24 protein-coding genes are annotated in these 23,871 nt (G+C 63.2%); 15 read left to right on the top strand and 9 right to left on the bottom strand.

Translation table 11 applies throughout. The features are described 5' to 3' along the window. Nucleotides 1-32: 32 nt before the first annotated feature. Nucleotides 33-1,049, bottom strand: a complete 1,017-nt coding sequence (locus AB4Z53_RS01495) for a polyprenyl synthetase family protein (RefSeq protein WP_113538041.1) — start codon at nucleotides 1,047-1,049, stop codon at nucleotides 33-35. A 107-nt stretch (nucleotides 1,050-1,156) separates the two neighbouring features. On the opposite strand from AB4Z53_RS01495, the gene AB4Z53_RS01490 reads away from it, so the two are divergent. From AB4Z53_RS01490 to AB4Z53_RS01465, 6 genes are all read left to right on the top strand, one after another. Next, on the top strand, nucleotides 1,157-1,378 hold the full coding sequence (locus AB4Z53_RS01490) for a putative signal transducing protein (RefSeq protein ID WP_113538040.1): 222 nt from the start codon (nucleotides 1,157-1,159) through the stop codon (nucleotides 1,376-1,378). Nucleotides 1,379-1,418: 40 nt separating this feature from the next. Continuing rightward, the gene (locus AB4Z53_RS01485) at nucleotides 1,419-2,192 is read left to right on the top strand and encodes a tRNA1(Val) (adenine(37)-N6)-methyltransferase (protein ID WP_441594309.1); all 774 of its coding nucleotides are present in this window, start codon (nucleotides 1,419-1,421) and stop codon (nucleotides 2,190-2,192) included. Between the two features lie 150 nt (nucleotides 2,193-2,342). Further along, a complete protein-coding gene (locus tag AB4Z53_RS01480) occupies nucleotides 2,343-3,209 on the top strand; it encodes a S49 family peptidase (RefSeq protein WP_441594308.1) in 867 nt (288 codons plus the stop codon). Nucleotides 3,210-3,243: 34 nt separating this feature from the next. After that, nucleotides 3,244-3,435 (top strand): hypothetical protein, encoded by a 192-nt coding sequence (locus AB4Z53_RS01475; protein ID WP_057250790.1) that lies wholly within the window; start codon nucleotides 3,244-3,246, stop codon nucleotides 3,433-3,435. 126 nt (nucleotides 3,436-3,561) lie between these two features. After that, nucleotides 3,562-4,518: a glycine--tRNA ligase subunit alpha gene (locus AB4Z53_RS01470; protein ID WP_113538037.1), complete on the top strand. Its 957-nt coding sequence runs from the start codon at nucleotides 3,562-3,564 to the stop codon at nucleotides 4,516-4,518. Then, nucleotides 4,515-5,078 carry an AAA family ATPase gene (locus tag AB4Z53_RS01465; protein WP_291148327.1) on the top strand — a complete coding sequence of 188 codons (564 nt, stop codon included), beginning with the start codon at nucleotides 4,515-4,517 and terminating at the stop codon, nucleotides 5,076-5,078. The genes AB4Z53_RS01470 and AB4Z53_RS01465 overlap by 4 nt, the downstream gene beginning before the upstream one ends. Here AB4Z53_RS01465 and AB4Z53_RS01460 read toward each other — a convergent pair. Further along, a complete protein-coding gene (locus AB4Z53_RS01460) occupies nucleotides 5,071-5,268 on the bottom strand; it encodes a hypothetical protein (protein WP_113538035.1) in 198 nt (65 codons plus the stop codon). The genes AB4Z53_RS01465 and AB4Z53_RS01460 overlap by 8 nt on opposite strands. Before the next feature lie 247 nt (nucleotides 5,269-5,515). On the opposite strand from AB4Z53_RS01460, the gene AB4Z53_RS01455 reads away from it, so the two are divergent. The 6 genes from AB4Z53_RS01455 (at nucleotide 5,516) to AB4Z53_RS01430 (ending at nucleotide 12,735) form a co-directional block, all read left to right on the top strand. Beyond that, a complete protein-coding gene (locus AB4Z53_RS01455; protein ID WP_441594307.1) occupies nucleotides 5,516-6,064 on the top strand; it encodes a LemA family protein in 549 nt (182 codons plus the stop codon). Between the two features lie 79 nt (nucleotides 6,065-6,143). Beyond that, nucleotides 6,144-7,415, top strand: coding sequence for a 3-phosphoshikimate 1-carboxyvinyltransferase (locus tag AB4Z53_RS01450; protein WP_441594306.1), 1,272 nt, complete (start codon nucleotides 6,144-6,146; stop codon nucleotides 7,413-7,415). Nucleotides 7,416-7,463: 48 nt separating this feature from the next. After that, entirely contained in the window at nucleotides 7,464-9,404 is a 1,941-nt protein-coding gene (locus AB4Z53_RS01445) for a DUF2207 domain-containing protein (RefSeq protein WP_113538033.1), read from the top strand. Nucleotides 9,405-9,515: 111 nt separating this feature from the next. Further along, entirely contained in the window at nucleotides 9,516-11,681 is a 2,166-nt protein-coding gene (gene glyS, locus AB4Z53_RS01440; protein ID WP_441594305.1) for a glycine--tRNA ligase subunit beta, read from the top strand. 107 nt (nucleotides 11,682-11,788) lie between these two features. After that, on the top strand, nucleotides 11,789-12,169 hold the full coding sequence (locus AB4Z53_RS01435; RefSeq protein WP_441594304.1) for a cupin domain-containing protein: 381 nt from the start codon (nucleotides 11,789-11,791) through the stop codon (nucleotides 12,167-12,169). Nucleotides 12,170-12,234: 65 nt separating this feature from the next. Next, nucleotides 12,235-12,735 carry a DUF523 domain-containing protein gene (locus AB4Z53_RS01430; RefSeq protein ID WP_441594303.1) on the top strand — a complete coding sequence of 167 codons (501 nt, stop codon included), beginning with the start codon at nucleotides 12,235-12,237 and terminating at the stop codon, nucleotides 12,733-12,735. A gap of 119 nt (nucleotides 12,736-12,854) precedes the next feature. Here the strand turns inward: AB4Z53_RS01430 and AB4Z53_RS01425 are convergent, their stop codons facing one another. From AB4Z53_RS01425 to AB4Z53_RS01405, 5 genes are all read right to left on the bottom strand, one after another. Continuing rightward, a complete protein-coding gene (locus tag AB4Z53_RS01425) occupies nucleotides 12,855-13,388 on the bottom strand; it encodes a plant virulence effector HPE1-like domain-containing protein (protein WP_441594302.1) in 534 nt (177 codons plus the stop codon). Nucleotides 13,389-13,495: 107 nt separating this feature from the next. Next, nucleotides 13,496-14,767 (bottom strand): phosphoribosylamine--glycine ligase, encoded by a 1,272-nt coding sequence (gene purD, locus AB4Z53_RS01420; RefSeq protein ID WP_441594301.1) that lies wholly within the window; start codon nucleotides 14,765-14,767, stop codon nucleotides 13,496-13,498. 106 nt (nucleotides 14,768-14,873) lie between these two features. After that, a complete protein-coding gene (locus tag AB4Z53_RS01415; RefSeq protein WP_441594300.1) occupies nucleotides 14,874-17,243 on the bottom strand; it encodes a putative bifunctional diguanylate cyclase/phosphodiesterase in 2,370 nt (789 codons plus the stop codon). After that, nucleotides 17,240-18,280 carry an ABC transporter substrate-binding protein gene (locus tag AB4Z53_RS01410; RefSeq protein WP_441594299.1) on the bottom strand — a complete coding sequence of 347 codons (1,041 nt, stop codon included), beginning with the start codon at nucleotides 18,278-18,280 and terminating at the stop codon, nucleotides 17,240-17,242. The genes AB4Z53_RS01415 and AB4Z53_RS01410 overlap by 4 nt, the downstream gene beginning before the upstream one ends. Before the next feature lie 187 nt (nucleotides 18,281-18,467). Beyond that, on the bottom strand, nucleotides 18,468-19,664 hold the full coding sequence (locus tag AB4Z53_RS01405) for an MFS transporter (RefSeq protein ID WP_113538025.1): 1,197 nt from the start codon (nucleotides 19,662-19,664) through the stop codon (nucleotides 18,468-18,470). 109 nt (nucleotides 19,665-19,773) lie between these two features. Here AB4Z53_RS01405 and AB4Z53_RS01400 point away from each other — a divergent pair, with 109 nt between their 5' ends. The 3 genes from AB4Z53_RS01400 (at nucleotide 19,774) to ubiA (ending at nucleotide 22,600) form a co-directional block, all read left to right on the top strand. After that, entirely contained in the window at nucleotides 19,774-20,589 is an 816-nt protein-coding gene (locus AB4Z53_RS01400; protein WP_441594298.1) for an AraC family transcriptional regulator, read from the top strand. 171 nt (nucleotides 20,590-20,760) lie between these two features. Next, the gene (locus tag AB4Z53_RS01395; RefSeq protein WP_441594297.1) at nucleotides 20,761-21,567 is read left to right on the top strand and encodes a MipA/OmpV family protein; all 807 of its coding nucleotides are present in this window, start codon (nucleotides 20,761-20,763) and stop codon (nucleotides 21,565-21,567) included. Nucleotides 21,568-21,640: 73 nt separating this feature from the next. Then, nucleotides 21,641-22,600: a 4-hydroxybenzoate octaprenyltransferase gene (ubiA, locus tag AB4Z53_RS01390; protein ID WP_441594296.1), complete on the top strand. Its 960-nt coding sequence runs from the start codon at nucleotides 21,641-21,643 to the stop codon at nucleotides 22,598-22,600. Between the two features lie 399 nt (nucleotides 22,601-22,999). Here the strand turns inward: ubiA and AB4Z53_RS01385 are convergent, their stop codons facing one another. Beyond that, nucleotides 23,000-23,566, bottom strand: coding sequence for a DUF6101 family protein (locus AB4Z53_RS01385; protein ID WP_441594295.1), 567 nt, complete (start codon nucleotides 23,564-23,566; stop codon nucleotides 23,000-23,002). A gap of 1 nt (nucleotide 23,567) precedes the next feature. After that, complete coding sequence (locus tag AB4Z53_RS01380; RefSeq protein WP_441594294.1) at nucleotides 23,568-23,792, bottom strand: hypothetical protein; 225 nt, start codon at nucleotides 23,790-23,792, stop codon at nucleotides 23,568-23,570. Between the last annotated feature and the right edge of the window lie 79 nt (nucleotides 23,793-23,871).

Raw genomic sequence — 23,871 nt, 5'->3', positions numbered from 1 at the left:
CTGTTGTTTGTCTTGGCTCTGCCGAAGCCTCGTCAGCTTACCCGATCGATGCAGAAGTCGATGACTTCGGTGAGCGCCGATTTCCAGGGTGACGCCGGCAGCGGTGCCAGCGCATCGCGGGCAATCGTGCCGTAGTGCTGGGCGCGGGCGATGGTATCGCTGAGGCCCCCATAGCGCTTGATCAGCCCGAGCGCCTTGTCGAGATTGGCATCGCTGCTGTCGCCGCCTTCGATCGCCTCGCGCCAGAAGGCTCGATCTTCGGCCGTTCCGCGGCGGTAGGACAGGATGACCGGAAGCGTGATCTTTCCTTCGCGGAAGTCATCGCCGACGTTCTTGCCGAGGTCGCTCGACGATCCACCATAGTCGAGCACGTCATCGACGAGCTGGAAGGCGAGGCCGAGGTTCATGCCATAGGATTTCAGCGCGTTGCGGTCGGATTTGCTGGTCTGGGCGACGATCGGCCCGACTTCGGCGGCAGCGGCAAACAGGGCGGCGGTCTTCGCACGGATGACCTGGAGATAATCGTCCTCGGTCGTCTCCATGTTCTTGGCGACGGAAAGCTGCAGAACTTCGCCTTCGGCAATGACGGAAGCGGCGGTCGAAAGTACGTCGAGCGCGTCGAGCGAGCCGACGTCGACCATCATGCGGAAGGCCTGGCCGAGCAGGAAGTCGCCGACCAGAACGCTCGCCTGGTTGCCCCAGATCGTGCGGGCGGTGGACTTGCCGCGGCGAAGGTCGCTTTCGTCGACGACATCGTCGTGAAGCAGCGTCGCCGTGTGCATGAATTCGACGCTGGTTGCGAGCTTGACATGGGCGTCGCCCTCGTAGCCGAACATCGCTGCGGAAGCGAGCGTCAGCATCGGGCGCAGCCGCTTGCCGCCGGAAGAAATCAGGTGGTTGGCGACCTCGGGAATCATCTGAACGTCGGAGCCGGCCTTCGACAGGATGAGCTGGTTGACGCGCTCCATGTCCGGCGCAGTCAGGTCGACGAGCGGCTTAACGGACGCCTGTTTGTTTTTGCTGTCTTCCAGCGGTATCACTACGCCCACACCGGGACTCCTGTTTTCATTGTCGCTTTCGACAATAGGAAGGGGTGCCACGTGCGGCAAGAGGCGAATTGTCCCGCTTGCTGAAATAGGACAGGAAAAACCGCCGGATGAAGGAATTGATCCGTACCAACGATGCCGTCGTGCTCTCCTTTGCCGAGAGCCTGATGAAGGACGCCGGCATTGCAAGCCTCATCGCCGATCAGGGGATGAGCATTCTGGAGGGCTCGCTCGGCCTGCTGCCCCGCCGTTTTCTGGTCGCGGACGAGGACGCGGATGCCGCGCGGCGGATCCTGATCGACGCCGGGCTCGAGGCGGAGTTGCGGCCGTGAGGGTGCCGTGCAAGCCGGTGATGCCGCAGGGGCGCGCGTAATGGCTTCTGCCGCAACTGAAACCGTCGATGCGTTCCATCGCGGCAAGTTCCATGTCGTCCAGCCGTTGGGGCAGGGGCATCGCTCCGGCATGGACGCAATGATCCTGGCATCGCTCGTTTCCTCGGATCACCCCTGCCGGGTCGCCGATCTCGGCGCCGGGGCAGGTGCCGCCGGCATGGCCGTCGCGTCCCGGATGGAGGGCGCGGAAGTGGTGCTGGTGGAGCGCTCGCCTGTCATGGCGGAATACGCCCGCCGCAGCCTGGAGCTCGCCGAAAACGCGCGCTTTGCGTCGCGGGTCTCGGTGCTGGAGGCGGACGTATCGCTTGCCGGCAAGGCGCGTGTCGCTGCGGGCCTGGCGGATGACAGTTTCGATCACGTGATCATGAACCCGCCCTTCAACGATGCGTCCGACCGCAAGACGCCAGACAGTCTCAAGGCCGAGGCCCATGCGATGAGCGACGGGCTCTTCGAGGTCTGGGTGAAGACGGCGGGCGCGATCATGAAGCCGGGCGGACAGTTGTCGCTGATCGCCCGGCCGGAATCGATCGCCGAGATCATCGCCGCCTGCGGCCGTCGCTTCGGCGGTATCGAGATCACCGCCCTTCATCCGCGCGTCGGCGAAAATGCCGTGCGCATTCTGGTGACCGCGATCAAGCAGAGCCGCAAGCGGCTGGTCTTCCGCGCGCCGCTCGTCATGCACGAGGAGGGGCATCGCTTCGCCGATCATGTCGACGATCTCAACAACGGCCGCGCCGCCTACCACCGCCGATGATTTACCGTATGCGGCATTGCGTTTGTCGCGGCAGTGCATACATGCCATGGATGGGCCAATACATTTGGCATCGGAGCGGTATTCAGGAAGAATGTTGCGTGGTTTTCGCCCGCATCCCGCTCCAACGTGACCCAGTAAGCAGGAGTTGAAATGAAGGCGTTCCTGAGACGGTTGTTGCCGAGGCGATTTCGCAAGGAAGGCGTGACGATCCCCGTCGTCCGGCTTCACGGCGCAATCATGGCCGGCGGCGGGCAATTCCGGCCCGCGCTCAACCTGGCAACGGCAGCACCGCTTCTGGAAAAGGCCTTCGCAATCAAGGAAGCGCCCGCTGTCGCAATCTCGGTCAATTCGCCCGGCGGCTCCCCGGTGCAGTCGCGCCTGATCTATCAGCGCATCCGCGACCTCGCCCAGGAGAAGAAGAAGCGTGTGCTGATCTTCGTCGAGGATGTCGCAGCGTCTGGCGGCTACATGATCGCGCTTGCCGGCGATGAGATCATCGCCGATCCGACGTCGATCGTCGGCTCAATCGGCGTCGTCTCCGGCGGCTTCGGCTTTCCGGAACTGCTGAAGAAGATCGGCGTCGAACGACGCGTCTATACCGCCGGTGAAAACAAGGTGATGCTCGATCCGTTCCAGCCGGAAAAGGAAAACGACATCGCCTTTCTGAAGAACCTTCAGCTCGATATCCACGATACCTTCATCCAGATGGTGAAGGCGCGTCGCGGGCAGTTGCTCGCCGACGATCCGGATATCTTCTCCGGCCTTTTCTGGACCGGCCGGCGTGGGCTGGAGCTCGGTATCATCGATGGTCTCGGCGACCTGCGCGGCGAGGTGAAGAAGCGCTATGGCGACAAGGCGCGGCTCGAACTCATCCAGCCGGTGCGCAGCCTTTTCGGCCGCCGGCAGACCGGCGCGGCCGTTGCCGGCGCCATTGTCGAGCCCTTGGCGGCATCGGCCGCCGCGGGTCTTGCCGAAGCAATCGAGGAAAGGGCATTGTGGGCGCGGTTCGGGCTTTGAGCCCTGACCTGCGTGAGATGTCCTTGGAGGAACAATGCCGCAACTCATCCTGCTCCTGATTGCAGGTTTCGTCTTCTGGCTCGGCTATCGCAAGTTCGTGGCCGATGCACAAAAACTGACACGCCAACGCGAACAGACCCGCCGCGAAGAGCGGACCGGGGCGCAGGGCACGCTGGTCCAGGATCCGGAAACCGGTGAGTACAGGCTGAAACGCGACGACGAGTAGCGGGATCAATGAGGACGGAGGCTCCGGCGCGTCTAATTGGCAGGCCGGCGCTGTAGTTGCTTGACCCCTGTCATCAGGCGTGGCACCTGTCCGGCACATTTTTTAGAAGAAATCCGGACGCGATCCATGACCACTCTGCCTGATCATATGAACCCGAAGCGCTCGTTTCAGGCTCTGATCCTGACACTGCACAACTACTGGGCCGACAAGGGTTGCGCTGTGCTGCAGCCCTACGACATGGAAGTGGGCGCCGGTACCTTCCATCCGGCAACGACCCTGCGTGCGCTCGGGCCTCGTCCGTGGCGGGCCGCCTATGTGCAGCCGTCGCGCCGCCCGACCGATGGCCGCTACGGCGAAAACCCGAACCGACTGCAGCACTACTACCAGTACCAGGTGCTGCTTAAGCCGAACCCGTCCAACCTGCAGGAGCTCTATCTCGGCTCGCTGGAGGCGATCGGCCTCGACCCGCTGCTGCACGACATTCGTTTTGTCGAGGACGACTGGGAGAGCCCGACGCTCGGCGCCTGGGGTCTTGGCTGGGAGTGCTGGTGCGATGGCATGGAAGTGTCGCAGTTCACCTATTTCCAGCAGGTTTGCGGCATCGAGTGCTCGCCGGTTTCCGGTGAGCTGACCTACGGTCTCGAGCGTCTCGCCATGTATGTGCAGGGCGTCGACAACGTCTACGACCTGAACTTCAACGGCCGCGAGGGTGCCGAGAAGATCAGCTACGGCGACGTCTTCCTGCAGGCCGAGCAGGAGTATTCGCGCTACAATTTCGAATATGCCAACACCGCCATGCTGCATCAGCATTTCATCGATGCGGAGGCCGAGTGCCAGGCGTTGCTCGCCGCCGGCGCGCCCGGCGATCACAGCAACAACCACCTGCACAAATGCGTCTTCCCGGCCTATGACCAGTGCATCAAGGCGAGCCACGTGTTCAACCTGCTCGATGCCCGCGGCGTGATCTCGGTCACGGAGCGCCAGAGCTACATCCTGCGGGTGCGCACGCTGGCCAAGGCCTGCGGCGAAGCCTTCCTCTTGACCGACGCCGGCGGCGCGAATTTCAACCGGGACGCCGCTTGACCCAGGAGCCTGCCGGCCTCGTCGTTCACATCAACGGCTGGCCGGGAACCGGTAAGCTCACGATCGCGCGCCATCTGGCTGAAAGACTGGGCGCGCGCCTCGCCGACAACCACACGCTGATCAATCCAGCCGAGGCGCTGTTTTCGCGTGGCACGCCCCTCTATCGTTCGCTGCGTGCGGCCATCCGCGAAAGTGTGTTCGAACACATCGCCAAGGCGCCGGCCGAGCAATCCTTCGTCTTTACCGATGCGCTGTCGGATGATGCCGCCGATAGCCGCGCCTTCGAAGACTATGCTGCACTCGCGCAAAGACGGGGCGCGCGCTTCGTCGCGGTCGTCATCGATTGCGGTCTTGAGGAAAACTTGAAGCGGCTAACGCGGGCGGGCAGAGCCAAGCAGCACAAGTTGACCGATCCCGAAGTGCTCCTCGGATTGCGGCGTGCTCACAGGCTGCTGCGGGGCAAAGGCGACCAGTTGGTCGAGATCGACGTGACGGTGCTCGGCGCCGACGAAGCGGCGGAAGCGATCGCGGCTGCGATCGCCGGTCCCGTTGTCAGATGACCCGAGCTGCGTTGACGTCGTTCTTGCAGAACGGCTTCAAGGTGGGGTAGGCGCCGGTATAGACTTGGCCGGAATAGGTCTGCAAGGCGCGGCGAACACCGGTCGGCCGTTCGGCTGAGGCGACGCTCGCATAGGCAACGAAGAGCGCCGTAAAGGCGGTCACGTTGATGAGGGTTGCGAGCGTTTTCATGGGCTTCACTTCGGTTTCGGGTTGTTCGTTGGGGGGACTATCGCCCATCGACCGCCCGGTCGCCGTTACCATTGGAACAGGAATCGAGATGTTTCGGCGTGAGGACGCATTGCTGCGGTGAACAGTGTGTTCACGCTGCGAATGGCAATTGGGGAGGAGTGCGTTTCTCGGCCCGAGTGCTGCAGAAAGCGCTATGAAGCTGAGACGCGGATGCTAATCTCTGCGCGAATTCTTTGGAGGGTGCCCTATGATCGGTCTGGCAATTGCCGTCGTCGTGATCCTGTATCTGGTTTTCGTCTATAACGGTCTCGTCAAGGCGCGGCAGATCGCCGAGGAGGCGTGGTCGGGCATCGATGTGCAGTTGAAGCGCCGTGCCGATCTCATTCCCAACCTCATCGAGACGGTGAAGGGCTATGCCGCGCACGAGAAATCGACGCTGGAAGAGGTAATTGCCATGCGCAACCGCGCCCAGGCGGTGCCATCGGGCGACGTCGAGGGGCGGGCCCAGGCCGAGGGCGCGCTTTCCCGGGCGCTCGGCAAGCTGTTCGCGCTGGCCGAAGCCTATCCGGACCTGAAGGCCAACGAAAACTTTGCCGAGCTGCAGCGCTCGTTGGAGACGATCGAGGGCGAGATCCAGATGTCGCGCCGCTACTACAACGGTGCGGCCCGCGACCTCAACGTCAAGGTCGAGAGCTTCCCTTCGAACCTCATCGCCAACGCCTTCCGCTTCGTCAAGGCCGGCTATTTCGAGATCACCAACGAAGCCGATCGCGCGGTACCGCAGGTCAAGTTCTGACCATATTCAATCGATCGCCAAACACATTCCGGCCGCGGGCTCCCATCGCGGCTCAATTCGCATCAAGAGATCCCATTCGATGACCACCGACAGCATGAAGAAACTGACCATCCTTCCAACTGACCATCCGCTGCGCGGCCATGTGCGCCCGCCGGGTTCGAAGTCGATCACCAACCGGGCGCTGCTTCTGGCTGGCCTTGCAAAGGGCACGAGCCGGCTGACGGGTGCGCTGAAAAGCGACGACACTCGCTACATGGCGGATGCGCTACGGGCGATGGGCGTCGAAATCAGCGAGCCTGATGATACGACGTTTGTCGTCACCGGCACGGGCAAGCTCAACCCGCCGGCAGCGCCGCTTTTCCTCGGCAATGCGGGCACCGCCACGCGCTTCCTGACCGCCGCGGCAGCGCTCGTTGATGGCACGGTCATCGTCGACGGCGATCAGCACATGCGCAAGCGCCCGATCAAGCCGCTTGTCGAAGCGCTCGGCGCTCTCGGCGTCGAGGTCACCTCCGAAACCGGCTGCCCACCAGTCACCGTCAAGGGCACCGGTGGCTTCCCGGCCGGGCGCGTCGTCATCGATGCCGGCCTCTCCAGCCAGTACGTTTCGGCCCTGCTGATGGCGGCACCGGGCGCCAAGGGGCCGGTCAGCATCGAGCTTGCCGGCGACGAGATCGGCGCACGCGGTTACATCGACCTGACGGTCGCCGCCATGCGCGCCTTCGGCGCCGAAGTCGAGCAGGTGAGCCCGTCCGTCTGGCAAGTCGCGCCAACGGGTTACCGGGCCGCCGACTACGTTATCGAGCCGGACGCTTCGGCCGCCACCTATCTCTGGGCGGCGGAAGTCCTGACGGGTGGCGCCATCGATCTCGGTGTCCCGGCGACGGCCTTTTCGCAACCGGATGCGCGCGCCCATGCGGTGATCTCAAGCTTCCCGAACTTGCCCGCCGTCATCGATGGTTCGCAGATGCAGGACGCGATCCCGACGATCGCCGTGCTTGCGGCCTTCAACAAGACCCCCGTGCGCTTCGTCGGCCTCGCAAACCTTCGCGTCAAGGAATGTGACCGTGTGCGCGCGCTGTCGCTCGGCCTGACGGCGATCCGGCCCGGCCTGGCGCACGAGGAGGGTGACGATCTGATTGTCTCCTCCGATCCCACGCTCGCCGGCCAGACCTTGCCCGCCTCGATCGATACCTTCGCCGACCACCGCATCGCCATGAGCTTCGCGCTTGCCGGCCTGAAGATCCACGGCATCACGATCGAGGACCCCGGCTGCGTCGCCAAGACCTATCCGGCCTATTGGGACGCGCTCGCCTCGCTTGGTGTCGAATTCACCGGCGATCGGCCCTAACGCCCGGCGTTGTGCCTTGAAAGTCAACGACAGGAAAGCTTGATCCGCATGGCCCGTCTCGCAGCCGCATTCGCCGTTCTGGTTCTTTTGCTGGCAACGGCGGGCATCGGGCGGGCGGAGGAGGTCTTCTCAGCCTACCGCTCCGTGATCGATCTCGCCAAGGACGGCACGATGACCGTCACTGAGACGATCACGGCGACTGTCGAGGGCGACAAGATCCGCCGCGGCATCTATCGCGACCTGCCGTTGACCTTCACCGATGCGAAGGGCAAGCGCAGCAAGGTCGATTTCAAGCTGCTGTCGGTGGAGCGCGACGGCGACGAGGAACCCTACCGCACGGAATCGATCAGCGGCGGCATCCGCATCTACACCGGTTCGGCCGAGGTGTTTCTGGAGCCGGGCGAGCATACCTTCCAGTTCACCTATGAGACCGGCCGTCAGATCCGCTTCTTCGACGATCACGACGAGCTCTACTGGAACGTGACCGGTACCGAGTGGGACTTCCCGATCGACGAGGCGAGTGCGACGGTGACCTTGCCCGAGGGTGTGAAGGCCGAAGCGTTCGATTTCTTCACCGGCGGCTACGGCGCAACCGGCAAGGACGCTCGCGCATCCAGGGATGGCGGCGAGATCTTCTTCGCCACCACGCGCCGTCTCGACCCGCGCGAAGGGCTGACGATCGCCATCAAGATGCCGAAGGGCAGCATCGAGAGGCCCTCTTCTAGCCAGGAGAACGCCTGGTGGCTGCGCGATCACCTTGCGCTCGTCATCGCCGGCGCCGGGCTCGCGGTCGTCCTTCTCTATTATAGCCAAGCCTGGCTCAGGGTCGGGCGTGACCCGGACCGCGGCGTCATGGTGCCGCGCTGGGACCCGCCGGAGGGGATTTCACCGGCGCTGGTCAATTACATCGACAACAGGGGTTTTTCCGGTGAGGGCTGGACCGCGCTGTCGGCGGCGGCGCTCAATCTTGCGGTCAAGGGCCACGTGGTTCTCGAAGACCTCAAGAACGCCATCGTCATTGCCGCGACCGGCAAGAAAGGCGATGAAAAACTGCCGACCGGCGAGGCGGCCGTGATGAAGGCGGTCAATGCCGCAGGCGGCAAGCTGACCATCGACCGCGCCCACGGCACGCGGGTGCAGACGACCGGCGCGGATTTTCGCAATGCCATGGAACGCGAGCATCGCGGCAAATATTATCTGTCGAATACCGGCTATGTGGTTGCCGGCGTCATCCTGTCGGTGTTGGCCGTCGCAGCCGTCTTCTTCTTCGGCGACCTCAGCGAGGACAGCCTGCCGCTGGTGATCGTTCCCGTTTTCATTGCTTTCTTCGTATCGATCCTCGCCGTCTCCTTTGGCAAGTCGCTTCGGCGCGAGAAGAGCCTGATGAGCCGGATCATGTCGATCGTGGTCGTGGCCTTCATCGGCTTCGTCACGTTCACGATCTTTTCGGCGATCCTGGCCGCGGTCTTCTATTCCGCGGCTGAGACCGACGAATTGCCGTTGCTGTTCGTCATTGGCGCCATCGTTCTCGTGAATGTGCTGTTCTTCTTCCTGATGGGCGCACCGACGCCGCTTGGCACGCGGATGATGGATGGCATCGATGGGCTGCGGCAATACATGACGCTCGCCGAAAAGGACCGGATGAACATGCAAGGGGCGCCCGAGATGTCACCCCGGCATTTTGAGACGCTGCTCCCCTATGCCGTGGCGCTCGGCGTCGAAAAGCCCTGGACCGAGACCTTCGATCGCTGGATGCTTGCCGCTGCGGCAGGCGCTGCTGCGGCGGCGGCCTATCAGCCGAGCTGGTATCACGGCGACAATTTCGGCTCGAGCACCTTCGGCGACCGCATCGGCGGCTTTGCCGGCTCGATGGCGGACACGATGACGTCGTCCCTGCCGCCTCCACCCAAATCGTCATCGTCAGGCTTCTCGTCCGGTGGCGGTTTTTCCGGCGGCGGCGGCGGCGGTGGTGGTGGCGGTGGCTGGTAACCGCCCGCGCATGCGCGCTGAGACAGCCAAATTCATCGACGGGCTTGGTGACATTCTTGCCAGAGATTGCTAAGTCCGCCGCAACCGTCCGGAACAGAAAAAGTCACGCCTATGCCCGATCTTCTTATCGAACTCCGCTCCGAGGAAATTCCTGCCCGCCTGCAGCGCAAGGCGGCCGGCGACCTCAAGAAGCTGCTGACCGATGCTCTGGTCGAAGCGGGCCTCACCTACGAGGGTGCGCGCGAATACTGGACGCCGCGCCGGTTGACGCTCGATATCCGTGGCCTCAACGCCCGCTCGGCCGATATCCGCGAAGAGCGCAAGGGCCCGCGCACCGACGCCAACGAAAAGGCGATCGAAGGCTTTCTGCGCGGCGCCGGCCTCTCCTCGATCAGCGAGGCGCATGTCCACAGCGACCCGAAGAAGGGCGATTTCTACGTCGCCCACATCGTCAAGCCGGGTCGTGCCGCCGAAGAGATCATCGCCGAGGCGATGCCGGGCATCATTCGCAATTTCCCCTGGCCGAAGCCGATGCGCTCCGGCGTCGCCTCGGCAAAGCCCGGTGCGCTTCGCTGGGTCCGCCCGCTGCAGTCGATCGTCTGCACCTTCGGTTCGGAAACCGAGGAAACCCACGTAATCGCGTTTGAGGTCGACGGTATCGTCGCCTCGAACGTCACCTATGGTCACCGCTTCCACGCGCCGGAAGCAATCACCGTTCGCCGCTTTGCCGACTACGCCGAGAAGCTGGAAAAGGCGAAGGTCGTTCTCGACGGCGAGCGCCGCAAGGAAATGATCCTTGCCGATGCGCGCAACGTGGCCTTCGCCAATGGCCTGGAGCTCGTCGAAGACGAAGGCCTGCTCGAAGAGGTCTCGGGCCTCGTCGAATGGCCGCAGGTGCTGATGGGCAGCTTCGAGGAGGCCTATCTCGAAATCCCCTCGGAAATCATCCGGCTGACCATCAAGACCAACCAGAAGTGCTTCGTCACCCGCGCGCCGGGTGCCGAAACGCTCTCCAACAAGTTTATCCTCGTTTCGAACATCGAGGCCAAGGACGGCGGCAAGGAGATCGTCCACGGCAACGGCAAGGTCGTGCGCGCTCGCCTTTCGGATGCGGCGCATTTCTGGCATCGCGACCAGGGCAACCTGCCGGATCTCGAAACGCTGGAAGCGTCCGCGAAGAGGTTCAGCCTGGATCTCAAGAAGCCGCTCGACCAACGCATGGCCAAGCTCGACGCGCTGAACGTTACCTTCCACGCCAAGCTCGGCACCCAGGGCGAACGCGTCGCCCGCATCCGGGCGCTGGCCGCTGAACTCGCCAAGGTCACCGGCGCCGACCAGAGGCTCGTCGATCGCGCCGTTGTGCTCGCGAAGGCGGACCTGCGCACCGAAGCTGTCGGCGAATTCCCCGAGCTTCAGGGCATCATGGGCCACAAATACGCGCTGCTTCAGGGCGAAGAGCAGTCGGTCTCCGACGCGCTCGAGGATCACTACAAGCCGCAAGGTCCGTCCGACCGCGTGCCGACCGAACCGGTCGCAGTGACGGTCGCGCTTGCCGACAAGCTCGACACGCTCGTTGGCTTCTGGGCGATCGACGAAAAGCCGACCGGCTCCAAGGATCCCTATGCGCTGCGCCGCGCGGCACTCGGCGTCATCCGTCTGATCCTGGAAGGCAAGGCGCGTCTGGCGTTGCTGCCGGCTTTTGAAACGGCACTCGTCGCGCTTCGTGCGCAGAAGCCGGCGCTTGCGGATGATGTTTCCGCCGATCTGCTCTCCTTCTTCCACGATCGCCTCAAGGTCTACCTGCGCGATCTCGGCGCCCGTCATGACCTGATCGACGCCGTGCTGACGTCGGATTCGGACGACCTGCTGATGATCGCCCGCCGCGTCGAGGCACTCACGGCCTTCATCACCGACGAAGAGGGCAGGAACCTGCTCGCCGGCACCAAGCGTGCGACGCAGATCCTGGCGGCCGAGGAAAAGAAGGGCACGACCGTCGCCGACGCCGTCGACGCCGGCCTCTTCCGTCTCGATGCCGAAAAGGCCCTGCACCAGGCCGTCGAAGCCGGCTCCGGCGAAGCGCGCGCGGCGATTGCCAAGGAAGATTTCCGCTCGGCGATGGAAGCACTGGCAAAGCTGCGCCAGCCGGTCGACCAGTTCTTTAACGACGTGCTCGTCAATGACGACGATGCGGCGATCCGCGGCAACCGCCTGGCGCTGCTCGGCCTCATCCGCTCGGCCACTGGCACGGTCGCGGACTTCTCGAAGATCGCCGGCTAGGCGGGGCCCGCCACCGGTCCGCCGGCGGGTCTCCTCGCACAAACGTTCAAGCGGGTTGGCCCCGGGCGTCCTATATCCTGTCTCCATCATCCAGATGGAGACAGCCGATGAACATCGCGACGAAAACCTACAAGCCGATCAATTTCACGGAGAAGCTCTCGCTCTTTAGCGATCAATGGCAGCCGCGCGTCATTGCCGAACTCAATGACTACCAGTTCAAGATCGTGCGCATCGAAGGCGATTTCATCTGGCATGATCATGAAGATACCGACGAGGCCTTCATCGTGCTCGAAGGCACATTGCGCATCGATTTCCGCGATGGCGCGGTGACGCTTGGCCCGGGAGAAATGTACGTCGTGCCAAAAGGTGTAGAGCACAAGCCCTATGCCGAGCGCGAGGTGAAGATGCTGCTGATCGAGCCGCGCGGCACACTCAACACCGGTCATGAGGGCGGGGAGCGTACAGCCGCGAGCGACCGTTGGATCTGACACTGCGGGACGCTGGTGCTTGGATCACGCTTGATGGATGAGGGAACCTCAGAGTAGAGGAAGACATGTCCGAAAAGATCCTCGTCAGCGCCTGTCTCATGGGCCACGCCGTTCGTTATGATGGCCAGTCGAAGCCGCTCGTTCATCCGGCGATCGATCGCTGGCGCGCCGAAGGCCGCCTTGTGACCATCTGTCCGGAAATGTCGGCCGGCATGCCGGTGCCGCGCCCGCCGGCCGAAATCGCCGCCGGTGCCGCCGGCAAGGACGTTCTGGCAGGCGGCGCAAGGGTGGTGGAGATCAACGGCCGCGACGTCACCGAAGGTTTCGTGCGGGCAGCCGAAAACGCGCTTTCGCTGGCGAAGGAGAGCGGCTGTCGCTTCGCGCTGCTGATTGATGGCAGCCCGTCCTGCGGATCCAGCTTCGTCTATGACGGCAGTTTCTCCGGCGCACGCCATCCGGGTGAAGGCGTAACCGCAGCCTTGCTCGCCGGCAACGGCATCGAAGTCTACTCGGACAGGCAAATCGACGCGCTGGTCGCGCGGATCGAAGAATTGGAAGGCCCCTAAAAGAAGATTGCGCCCCTGCTTCTCTCAGGGGCGCAATCTCTCGCTCTTGCAGCGATACGCCCGTCAGCCTTGCAAGCAGGGGACGGCTGAGCGGGGCAGGGAACTTTCCCGATAGGAGATCAGTCTAGCCGAAGTTCGAGGGAGGACGGATCAAAATGCCGTGAGGTGGTGTCGGCGTCTGGTGTGGAGGCGGCCTGGCCCGCCATGGAAGCGCCGATCGGCGTGACGGCGGCGGTCTTTGCCGTCCGGTCGATAGCGATCAGCTTTGCGTCGTCGGCGACCGCGTTCTGGTCGTTTGCATTCGTCGAGACGATGACCGTCGGAGAGGCATCGCTCTCGGCGGCGGCAGCCTTGACGATCTCCTGCGAAGGCTTGCTGACGAAGACGACCGGCGAGCCACCGAGCCAGGCTTCGGTGCGCACCATCTTCATCTCGCCGTTGATCTTCTTGAGCTCGATCGTTTCGTCGCCCGCCGCAATCGTCGGTACGACATAGGTCACCTTCTTCTTCGATTGCAGCGGCGGGCATGCGGCGCAAGAGACCGTGGCGACACTGGCATTGTCGGTCGTGCCGGAAGCGACCGCCTCGATCGAGGATGCCGCTGCGTTGCCGGCGGCAAGCCCGAGGGCGGTGGTGATCAGCAACAGGCGCATACGCTTTCTCCCGCAATTGTTAGCGGCGAGAATATGCGCTCTCCCTTACTTTCCCGTCAGGAGAATTGGTAAAAATAGAATGATCCGGGGAAGAGTTGCGCTTCGGATCACGCCTTTTCGCGGGCAACGGCGCGCCAGCCGATATCGTGGCGGTAGAAGCCGTTTTCCCAGGAAACCGCCGCGACCGCCGCATAGGCCCCGTCCTTCGCCGCGCCGGCGCTTTCACCCGTTGCGGTGATGTTGAGCACGCGGCCGCCGGTTGCGACCAGGGCGCCGTCCTTCATCGCTGTGCCGGCATGGAACACCTTGGTTGTAGCCGAGGCCGCAGGAAGGGCGTCGATCGGGGTGTTCTTGGCGTAGCTGCCCGGATAACCCTTGGAGGCCATGACGACGGTGAGTGCCGTTTCGTCGCGCCATTCCGCGGTCATGCCGGCTAGCGTGCCGGTCGCGGCGGCGTAAAGCAGCGGCAGCAGGTCGCTCTTCATCCGCATCATCAGCACCTGGCATTCCGGGTCGCCGAAGCGGACGTTGTATTCGATGAGTTCGGGTCCCTTGGCGGTGATCATCAGACCGGCAAAGAACACGCCGGAGAAGGGGTGGCCGCTTTCCGCCATGCCGCGCATCGTCGGCTCGATGATTTCCTTCATCGTCCGTTCGATCATTTCGGTGGTCATGACCGGGGCTGGAGAGTAGGCGCCCATTCCGCCGGTGTTCGGTCCGGTATCGCCGTCGCCGACGCGCTTGTGATCCTGGGCAGAGGCCAGCGCCAGCGCCGTCTTGCCGTCGCAGAGACAGAAGAAGCTTGCTTCCTCGCCATCGAGATAGGCTTCCACCACCACTTCGGCGCCGGCGGCACCAAAGGCGCCGGCAAAACAATCGTCGACGGCAGCAAGCGCCACGTCGAGCGCCATGGCGACGGTCACACCCTTGCCGGCAGCCAGGCCGTCGGCCTTGATGACGATCGGCGCACCCTGTTCGCGCACATAGGCCTTCGCGGTCTCGGCATCGGTGAAGCGGCCATAGGCGCCGGTCGGGATGTCGTAGCGGGCGCAGAGATCCTTGGTGAAGCCCTTGGAACCTTCAAGCTGGGCGGCGGCGGCAGAAGGGCCGAAGACGGCGATGCCGGCTGCGCGCAGCACGTCGGCGAGACCGGCAACCAGTGGACCCTCAGGTCCGACCACGACGAAATCGATCGCTTCCTTGCGGCAGAAGTCGGTGACGGCCGCGTGGTCCTCTGCGTCGAGGGCGACGATGACAGCTTCTTCGGCGATGCCGGGATTGCCCGGTGCCGCATAGAGCTTCGTCAGTTTGGGAGACTGCGCAATCTTCCATGCCAGGGCGTGCTCGCGCCCACCCGATCCGATCAGAAGAACCTTCATTGCAGCCCCCGATATCCTGAAATTGCTGCGCTGCGGTTAGGACGGCAGGGCGGCAAGGTCAAGGGAAAACGGGAATGGGGCGGCGATTCCCCGCAGTTGCTGCCGTTCAGGCGATCGCCTGTCGGCTTTGGAGGTCGTCCCGCGCTTCGTCTCGCGCGTATCGAGCGGTGCGTGTAAGCGCCCAGATTGCGAGGTCTTCGATCGGCAACGGCTTGCTGATGAGATAGCCCTGGAACAGGTCGCAGCCGGCAGCCGTCAGCATGGAAAGCTTCTCCGGCGTGTCGATGCCTTCGCCGACGACCGCAACGTCCTTGGCGTGGCAAAGGGCGATCAGCGCCTTGAGCACCGGCAGCGACTGCGATGCGGTAAGGTTCGACACCAGCGCCCGGTCGAGTTTGATCGTGTCTGCCGTGTATTCGATGATCTGCTGCACGGAGGTGTAGCCTGCGCCGAAATCGTCGATCGAAAGGCGGAAACCCTTTTGCCGCAGGGCATCGATGTTGCGGCGAAGCTGATCGCTGAACTTCACGGCGAAGGTTTCGGTCAGTTCGATTTCGATCGAGCTCGCCTCGAGGCCATGCCGCTCCAGGCACTCGGCGAAATGGTCGGCAATCGCCTTGGAATGCAGTTCGGCCGAAGAAATGTTGATCGCCAGCACCGTTTCCGGACCGAAGAGCGCCTTGAGCTGCCCGCAATCGGACATCGCCTTGTTGATCACCCACCAGTCGATCTTGGTGAAGAGGCCGGAGCTTTCGGCAATTGGCACGAATTCGTCCGGGGTAACGTTGCCGAGGACCGGCGAGTACCAACGCAAGAGCGCCTCGCAGCCGGTGACGCGGCCTTCGGTGTCGACCATCGGCATGTAGACGAGATGGAACTGCTCGTCCGGATCGAGGGAGCGCAGCTCGTCCTGGATCTGGCGCAGCCGCGTGCGCTTGTCGTGAAGCGCGCGCGAGAAGCGGGCGGAACGGTTCTTGCCGCTGGTCTTTGCCTGATACATAGCCGCATCGGCGTTGGAAATCAGCTCGGCAAGGTTGGTGGCATCGTCGGGGCAGATCGCCGCTCCGATGCTCGCCGTCACCGGATAGCGCTTGTCGGACACCTCGAAGCCGTCTTCGAACAGTCCGAGAATGGCGGCGGAGATTTCACGGACCGTTCCGTCGCCGGGTCGAGACCGCACGAACACGGCGAATTCGTCGCCGGAGAGGCGTGCCAGAATGGCCGGCTTCTGGCCGCGCCGCTCGGTGATCGCGTCGACACGCTCGCCGATGCGAACGGCCAGTGTCTTCAGCAGTTCGTCGCCGATCTCGTGTCCGTGCTTGTCGTTGACGAATTTGAAGTTGTCGATGTCGATGAACAGCAGGCTGCACTTCTCGCCGGCGGCGATCGCCTCGCGCACGGCGCCGGCGGCAAGCGCGTTGAAATGGCCACGGTTGCTGATCCCGGTCAAAGTGTCGGTCCAGGAACTGCGTTGCACGAGTTTCAACGACTGCACCGACTGCCGATGCAGTTCGCGGATATTTTCCGTGAGGCGCCCGATCTCGCCCTTTTCCTCCATGTCGCGGATCTCGTCGCGCGCGCCAACCATCACCGCCATCACATTGGCGTCGAGCGCGGCGATCGGGTCGGTGATGAAGCGGCGGATCAGCACGATGATCAGCCAGATCGAGAACAGGCTCATGGCGACGGCGCCGAGCGCCAGCAGGAACTTCTGCCGGGCCATGAGTGCATCGAAATGCTCGGTCGAAACCGTGAGCGTCGCATAGAGCGAGGGCCCGAGATGGACACTCGCCGAAAGATCATCGGTGATCGCCAGCGGCCAGGGCTGCAACATGATGTCGGAGCCGTATTCCTTCTTCAGGGCCCGCTGCATGTCGAGGAAGCGGTCCGGCTGGATCGCGACCTGCACGAGCAGGGCGCTCGACTTCTTGCTCGGCAGCGGTCGGGTAAAGGCCACCGGATCGAGGAAGAAGGAATAGACGATGCGTGGTCTTTGTCCCGCTTCGTAGAGATAGGTCCAGTCGACGAGCTTGTCTTCGCGGATCAGGCGGCGGGCAAGGTTGAGCTGGGCCTCATCGATCTGGGCGAAGGGGTCCCAGCTGTTCTCGAAATAATAGTCCGTCTTCAGATCGGAGTTCAGCAGCGCCAGCGAGACGTAGCCCGTCGGGTCGTCGAGCAATGACTTCAGGCTTTCCTGCAGCCTGACACCAAGGGCATTGGCGCGGTAGTCCTCATCCGTTTCGGACACATACTGGCGCAGCGAATTGCCGTTCAGGAGCGCATTGAGGAAACCCTTGCTGCGGCCGATTTCGTTCTGGAAGACGGCGGCGGCATGTTCGAGGCGTTGCGACAGCTTGGCGTGCTCGAGCGCGCGAATGGAACGGCTCTGTGTGACGTGGACCGAGACTGCTGCCAGCAGGTAGCCAGCGAGAACGACGGGAAAGATCAGGATGAGCGCGCGTTTGCCGAGGTTCACTGGAAGTTCGCCAATGTGCTGATGATGCGCCGGCGCAATTGCACCGACTCTGTGGACAGTTCCTGTTGATACTGGCTCTTGGCCAGGATGTCGGGTGAGGGGTAGATCGCGGGGTCGGTGCGGACTTCTTCCGGCAGGAGCTTATAGGCTGCCCGGCTTGCCGTCGGCATGTTGAGCGCCAGCGCGTTGGCGGCAGCACTGCCGGGCGAGCCGAGATAGTCGAGCAGCGCCAGCGCCCGGTCCTTGTTCGGGGAATTCGCGACCACGGACATGCAGTCGAGCCAGGAAAGCGTGCCTTCCTTGGGAACGGCGTAGCGCCAGGCGCCGGGCGTGCCGGCCTTGTCGTTCAGCACGTGCTGATCGCCGCTGTAGCCGAGCGCCATGTAGATGTCCTTGCTGACCGTCGGGTTCTGGATCGCGCTGATGATATATTCATAGGTCAGCACCGAAGGCGCCTGCTCTTTCATCAGGCTAAAGGCGGCCTTCAGCGTCGCGCTGTCGTTGGTGTTGATCGACTGGCCAAGCAGCATCAGAGGTGCGACGAAGGCTTCGTTGTGGTCGTCGTACATGGCGACATGCTTGGCGAGTGCCGCGTCTGGACGCATGAGATCCTGCCAGGAGGTCGGCGTCGTCGATACGACGTCCGACCGGTAGAGAATGCCCATCGTGCCCCAGAGATAGGGCAAGCCTCGGTTTGAGCAGCGGTTGCGCCAGGTTTCGTCATAGTCCCGGAGCGAGGCGACGTTGGTCTCGTCGAGCTTTTCGAGCACGCCCTTTCGGCCGAAGAGGGCAGCGCTGTTTTCGCCGGTTACCACCAGGTCGACGCGGCTGTTCGGATCGGCCAGCACCTCATCGCGGGTGTCGCCGCTGTCGTAATAGACCTGGTGCACCGCGACGCCTGTTATTGACGTCCAGCGCTCGAGGATCTTCTGGTCGATATAGGATTCCCAGATCAGCAGGTTCAGGGTTTCGGCCTTTACCGCCGTCGCAAGAAGCAACGTCGCCAGAAAGGCCGGAATCGCCGTTCGCCCCTGCATTGTATACCCCTGCCCAAGCCCGTCGGACGACCGTAGCGCGCAAAAATTGATGAATGATTACGTAGGGCTGCGACGAGTAGCAGGGGTCTCGCGTGCTGTTTGCGGCGCAAACGAAAACCGGGCGCCGCATGACGGCGCCCGGTGAAAAATGACGTGATAACGGAAAGCGATTTCGGGGCGACGAGCCTTATCTCGCGGGGATCTTCGGCAGCAGGATCGTGAGGATGCCGAGCAGCGGAAGATAGGAGCAGATGGTGTAGACGAATTCGATGCCCTGCCGGTCGGCGAAGATGCCGAGCACGGCCGCGCCCATGCCGCCGAAGCCGAAGGCGAAGCCGAAGAAGACGCCGGCGATCAGCCCCACGCGCCCAGGCACCAACTCCTGGGCAAAGACGACGATCGCCGAGAAGGCAGAGGAGAAGATCAGGCCAATGATGACGGAGAGAACTCCGGTCCAGAAGAGGTTCGCATAGGGCAGCAGCAAGGCGAAGGGGATGACGCCGAGGATCGAGAACCAGATGACGAAGCGGGCGCCGTAGCGATCGCCGATCGGGCCGCCGAGGAAGGTTCCGGCCGCCGCCGCGCCGAGGAACAGGAACAGCATCAGCTGAGCCTGCTGTACGTCGATGCCGAACTTCTCGATGACGAAGAAGGTGAAGTAGCTGGAGATGCTCGCCATGTAGACGTTCTTCGTGGCTGTCAGCAGCACAAGCACGGCAACCGCCCACATCACCCGACCCTTCGGCAGGGGGAGGGCACGGCTCGGTGCCGCCCGGCTCATCGTCGTGCGGCGGTGGCGGACATACCAGGTGCTGACCCAGGAGAGCACGAAGAAGCCGATGATCGCGACGATCGAGAACCAGCTGAGGCTTCCCTGACCGAAAGGAATGACGATGAAGGCGGCAAGCAGCGGACCCATGGCGCTGCCGGCATTGCCGCCCACCTGGAACAGCGACTGCGCCAGACCGTGGCGACCGCCGGAGGCGAGGCGGGCGATGCGGGAGGATTCCGGATGGAAAATGGCCGAACCGACACCGATCAGGCTCGCTGCGACCAGGAGCACCCAGAAATCATGCGCATTCGCGAGCAGGATCAGGCCGCTGCAGGTGGAAAGCATGGCGAGCGGCAGGGAATAGGGCAGGGCCCAGCGATCGGTGATGATGCCGACAGCCGGCTGCAGCATCGACGCCGTCAGCTGGAAGGTAAAGGTCAGGAGGCCGATCTGCACGAAGTCGAGTGAATAGTTCGCCTTGAGCAGCGGGTAGAGCGCCGTCAGCAGCGACTGCATGATGTCGTTCAGCATATGGCAGAAACTGACGGCCAGGATGACGGAGAAAGCCGTCTTCTCCGGGGAGATCCCGGAAGTTGAAGTCACGGTAGACATGGGTGATTCCTTGCCGTCTCGAAGGTTGTATGCGGCGTGGGCTATCTGTACTGAGGTTGCGGTTGGCCTGCTTTTGTGATCTGGTCGATTTCTTTCGTGAGTGGGCCAAATGCCGATCCGCCGATTTCCCCTGCCGCAGCTTCCCGATGACGACCACTTCCGGAACCTCGACTGGGTCGAGACGGGAAACGCCCCGGTGCTGGCGCTTGGGCGAGACTACAGCGCTGGCCTCCTGGTTCCTTTTCACAGCCATACGCGCACGCAGCTCTGGTGGGCACGCGGCGGCGTGGTGCTGATGCGCACCGAACGCGGGCGGTGGATGGTCCCGCCCGGCCACGCCCTGTTGATCCCGGCCGGCATGGAGCACTCGGCCGAAATGATCAGCGACGTGCGCATGCACTCGATCTATTTCGCGCCGGACCTTTTGCGTGCCGAGCGGCCGATGGTCATGGAAATCAATCCGCTTGCCGGAAGCCTCGTCGATGCGCTTGTCAGCGTCGAGAACGAGGCGATGTCGGAGCGGCGTGAACAACTGGTCACGGATCTCTTGCTCGAGGAAATCGGACGGTTGCAGGAGCGCCCGCTCGGCCTACCGTTCCCGCGCGACGAGAAGCTTGCGGCCCTCTGCCGGCAGTTCCTGCAGGCGCCGTCGGCGGCATCGAGCATCGACCAGTGGGCAGATCGGATGGGCCTCAGCCGGCGATCGTTCACCCGGTTCTTTCGCAAGGAGACGGGTGTCAGCTTCGTCACCTGGCGGCAGCAGGCCTGCATTTTTGCGTCGCTGCCGCTCCTGGCCGATGGCGAGCCGATCACCAATGTCGCGCTCGACGCCGGCTATGAGAACGTCGCGGCCTTCACCACCATGTTCCGCCGCATGCTCGGCAGCCCGCCGAGTGTCTATCTCAAGACCTATCTCGGCCAGTGATCCACGTCGGCCGGCCGGGTATGGCGAAAAAAGGCTGAATTGACCTGGTTAACGGAATCGTAGGAACAAGCCGCAATAAGTCGCCCTGTGCCATTCCAGCCCATCTCCCTCCCTCGGTCTGCCGGCACGGTCAAACTTCGCCCCGGCGAATGATTCTTCCGGAGTTGTTTCTTGCGTATCCGTTATCTCGCTTTCCTTTCTGGAACCCTTTTGTTGTCGGCGAATGCCGCCTCTGCCGGTGACGGCCAATATTTCTGGTCCGGTGACTGGTATCTGAAGGTCGGCGCCACCGGCTTTTATGGACCGAAGTACGAAGGCGCCTCCAAGCGCATGTTCCAGGCAGCCCCCCTGATCTCCCTCGGAAAGGCCGGCAGCACCGTCCGCTTTTCCTCGCGTAACGACAACATGTCCTATGCGCTGGTCGACCAGGGAAGCTTCCGTGCCGGTCTCGTCGGCAAGCTGATCTTCGAGCGCGACTCCGGCACATCCCGGGACCTCAAGGGTCTGGATCCGGTCAAGTTCGGCGGTGAAGTCGGCGGCTTTGCTGAAGTCTACCCGACGGACTGGCTGCGCGTTCGCGCCGAAGTGCGCCAGGGCATTCGCAGCCACCATGGTGTCGTTGCCGACGTCGCGGCTGACGCTTTCACCGATGTCAGCAGCAATGTCCGCATTTCCGGCGGCCCGCGCCTGAGTGCGGCCACGAGCGGCTACTACTCGGCCTATTATGGCGTCAATGATCGCGAGTCGGCCGCGTCTGGGCTCAACACCTACAGCCCGCATGGCGGCGTCGGTTCCGCCGGCGTCGGTGCCGCGATCACCTGGCAGGCAACCGAAAAGCTTGAGACGAGTGCCTATGCCGAGTACCGGCGCCTGCTTGGACCGGCTGCCGATTCCAGCCTCGTTCAGGAGCGCGGCAGCCGCAACCAGGTGCTCGTCGGCCTGTCGGCAAGCTACCGCTTCGACTTCACTCTTCCCTGATCGGGTGCTTGGTGCCAAGGTCTGCGGCGATCTCGCCGCTTGACCGGCCGGATGCGCGGCGTCAAACAGGGACATGAACACGATCTCTGCCGATTCCGGCCGCGTCCAGGACGCACCGTCGAACAACTGGGTCTATCGCGTGCTGCCGCGTGCGCTCTGGCCCTACGCGCAGCTTGCCCGTTGGGATCGCCCGATCGGCTGGCAATTGCTGCTGTTGCCCTGCCTCTGGTCCGCGGCCCTGGCCGCGGGCGCAGCCGCAGGCACCGATCAGTTCTCGTTCGGCCGCTTCCTGTTCCACTGCCTCCTGTTCACCGCCGGTGCGATCGCCATGCGCGGTGCCGGCTGCACCTACAACGACATCGTCGACCATGACATTGACATGGAAGTTGCCCGCACCCGCTCGCGGCCACTGCCGTCGGGACGCGTCTCGCGGTTCCAGGCCAAGGTGTTCATGGTGCTGCAGGCACTCGTCGGTCTCCTCGTGCTGCTGCAGTTCAACACCTTCTCGATCGTGCTCGGCATCCTGTCGCTGGCGATCGTGGCGATCTATCCCTTCGCCAAGCGGTTTACCGACTGGCCGCAATTCTTCCTTGGCCTTGCCTTCTCCTGGGGTGCGCTGATGGGCTGGGCGGCCGAGTTCGGTACGCTGTCGCTGGCCGCCGTGCTGCTCTACGGTGCGGCGATCGCCTGGACGATTGGTTACGACACGATCTACGCCTATCAGGACCGGGAGGACGACGAGTTGATCGGCGTGCGCTCGACGGCGCGTCGGTTCGGGGAAAATCCACGGCCGTGGCTGATCGGCCTCTATGGCATCGCGACGCTGCTGTTGCTGCTGTCCTTCGTGGCTGCCGGTGCCGGCGCCGTCGCCTATATCGGACTTTTGATCGCGGCAGCGATGCTGACCTACCAGATCCTGGTCCTGAATATCCACGATCCGGCGCAGTGCCTGGCGCTGTTCAAGTTCAACGGCGTGGTCGGCCTGATCATCTTTGTCGGCCTGGTGCTGGCGTTTCTCGTTCGCCTGATATGAAAAATCCTCCGTCGCGGCGGAGGATCTCGTCTTCATGCATTCGGTCCGTCCCGCTCCTGGCGGGTCGGGAAAGCCTCAGGCCCAGCTGATGTCGCGGGCGGCCTTGCGCTTCTTCGCTTCGTGACGCGCACGGAAGCTGGACAGAATGACGGCAACGGCGGCGGCGATATGCTTGCGCATCGGGTTTCTCCTTCTTTCGTGTTCTTGGCTATGAACGCGATATGGCACGAAGAAGGCGGCCGAGCTGTTTCCGTGGGAACATCGCAAACGATCCCGGAAAATCTGTGCTGTGGCTTGTCGGCCGCAGCGTTACCCCCAAGAACCGGCGGACGGAGATCGAACGACAACAGCCGGCCGCAGGGAACGGCCGGCTGCTGCGCTGGAGGCACTGCTGCGGAATTAGCTGCGGGCGATGATCTCGCGCCCGTCGATCTTCATGTGAACGCCAAGCGTGCCGGTGGAGCGGCGCACGAGGAAGCGCGGCCGACGCTCTGCGAAGAAGGAGTGGCGGCGCCGCGGCTTGACCGGTGCGGTGCGCACGTCGCCGAGATGCTCTTCAAGCGGCCTTGCGACACCGTCGGCTTCGACCATCAGCATCGGAATGCGATAGGCCTCCGCCCAGGCGCGCCAGTCGGCGGCGATGTCGGACAGGTCGTGTGCGACGAGCAGCGGAACGCACAGGTCCGGGTCGTCGTGATGAAGTTCCAGCGTCACTGTCACGTCTCCGTCGCCGTGATCGATCGCGCGAGCCGCGACCCCTTTGAATGCCCGCGCCGGCAATGCGATCGAAAGCGGCAGGCCGCTCGATGGTAGCATCTTGCGCAGAACTGCGCCACGCTCGTCCAGGCTGATCGTGACATTACCCGTGTGACCGCGCAAAGCGTAGCTTGCCTGCTGTGGAAAGCGCTTCGGATCAAGACGGAGCGTGTTTTCGACCCAAGCGGGTTGAGAGAGTGTGTTGCGCATTTCAATCGCCCTTGTTTTTCCTTGAGAGCCGGTTTCCGGTCTTCTCGTCGGGACTTTTTCGTCCTCTATGGGCTGGAGAATAGGCGCCCCCCTTTCCGAACGGCTTAAGAATCGCGGTTAAGAAAACTTTGCGTTTTTCGATGGTTAGCAAAAGCCGACCGCTCAGGGTTTCCGTTTCGTCAACGGCGTCGGCGGTGTTGTTCCGATCGGGCGCAACAGGCAGCATGCCGGCCGCCGGCGAAAAGCCACACACAAGCCAGTGCTGCAATCATGACGCGTCAGAATTCTGTTTCGGGGTTGGATCG

It is taken from the genome of Ensifer sp. 2TAB8 (assembly GCF_052115125.1).
GTDB lineage: Bacteria > Pseudomonadota > Alphaproteobacteria > Rhizobiales > Rhizobiaceae > Ensifer.
Note: the sequence above shows the minus strand (reverse complement) of the source record. Positions and strands in the feature narration are given on the sequence as shown.